Origin of the sequence: Moorena sp. SIO4G3, from assembly GCF_010692305.1 — a bacterium.
GTDB classification, from domain to species: Bacteria; Cyanobacteriota; Cyanobacteriia; order Cyanobacteriales; family Coleofasciculaceae; genus Moorena; species Moorena producens_A.
This window is the reverse complement of the sequence record NZ_JAAHIG010000411.1, coordinates 6,370-7,521: the sequence shown is the minus strand read 5'-3', so window position 1 is coordinate 7,521 and position 1,152 is coordinate 6,370. Positions and strand designations below refer to the sequence as shown.

Here is a 1,152-nt window from a genome sequence, read left to right as displayed (position 1 = left end):
AAAACACTTCTTGACAGCAGTTGTTTTCATCAGCAATCAGTACCCGCGCTTGGTGTCCGCTACTCAAAATTTCAGCGCGATCGCATTGCTCGTTTGCCCAGATAATCAAGGTATCTCCCTCTTTGCATATGTAGGGTGGGCAGTGCATCAGACAGATACCTTTGCTTGCCCATCCCGTTGGTCGGCACTGCCCACCAAACGATTAATCTCCTACGATTAATCTACCCACCCTCTTAACGGTTTCCTCCTCAACCCTCCCCATAGTTCATGTAGGGTGGGCAGTGCATCAGACAGATACCTTTGCTTGCCCATCCCGTTGGTCGGCACTGCCCACCTCAAGTAGCGTGCGCGTAGCGCATTAGCTGATAGCTGTTCGCGTAGCGTGCGCGTAGCGCTTAAGCTGATAGCTGATAGCTTAGCTTAATTTTAGTCCTAGTTTTGCAGTAATCTCTAGGATTAGATCTTAATATAATAACCGGCAATTTTTTATATTTTTTTAGTAAATTAAATTCCTTAGCAACTAAATTTACCCTAAATTTACAGCGTTTTTCATAACTATGATATACACAGTTTTTTTTACCTCTTAGCTCTTCCATATTCTTTCTTCCCTACTCCCTACTTCCTAAAACCTAGGACAAAAGTACCTCACCCAATTAAGAACTGCTATTAATCCTTTGCCATTGATAAATTACGGTTTGACGATATCCACCAATCGGCTTGATTTTAAGATCAGCGAATCGGCTTAAGGTTTCTTGTTTCTTTCAGGGGTTCGTCAAAAAATAATATTTCATAATTATAGCTTGGAGGCTTATTTAGTACAGCACTACGCATTAAGGTTAGGACATTTATAAAAGCAGCAAAAGCTATTATAATCAGCTATTGCTAGCATGCCTATTGCCTATTGCCTTGCGCGTAGCGCTATACCATTCCCCATTTACCATTCCCCATTCCCAATGATTCAACTATTTATAACAAATGGCAATCGTACTTTCGGTAGAGATTTTTGACTGTTGAAATTCGATTTCTTTAAAGAGGTTATCGTGCTCCACAAGTATCCTTTTCAGCGCTTCTTTTGAAAATAAAAAAGTTTGGTCTTTGGTGGAATATAAACTGACCCCTATAAGTGGCAGTGAGGAATCGCTTCTATCACGG

3 protein-coding genes are annotated in these 1,152 nt (G+C 41.0%); 1 reads left to right on the top strand and 2 read right to left on the bottom strand.

Features of this window, described 5'->3' with window-relative positions; genetic code table 11:
* On the top strand, positions 1–220 hold a 220-nt coding region (locus F6J99_RS38335), incomplete at its 5' end, for a hypothetical protein (RefSeq protein WP_293121191.1).
* A gap of 175 nt (positions 221–395) precedes the next feature.
* Here F6J99_RS38335 and F6J99_RS38330 read toward each other — a convergent pair.
* The gene (locus F6J99_RS38330) at positions 396–596 is read right to left on the bottom strand and encodes a hypothetical protein (RefSeq protein WP_293121189.1); all 201 of its coding nucleotides are present in this window, start codon (positions 594–596) and stop codon (positions 396–398) included.
* A gap of 366 nt (positions 597–962) precedes the next feature.
* The coding region (locus F6J99_RS38325; RefSeq protein WP_293121187.1) for a hypothetical protein at positions 963–1,152 on the bottom strand (190 nt) is incomplete at its 5' end.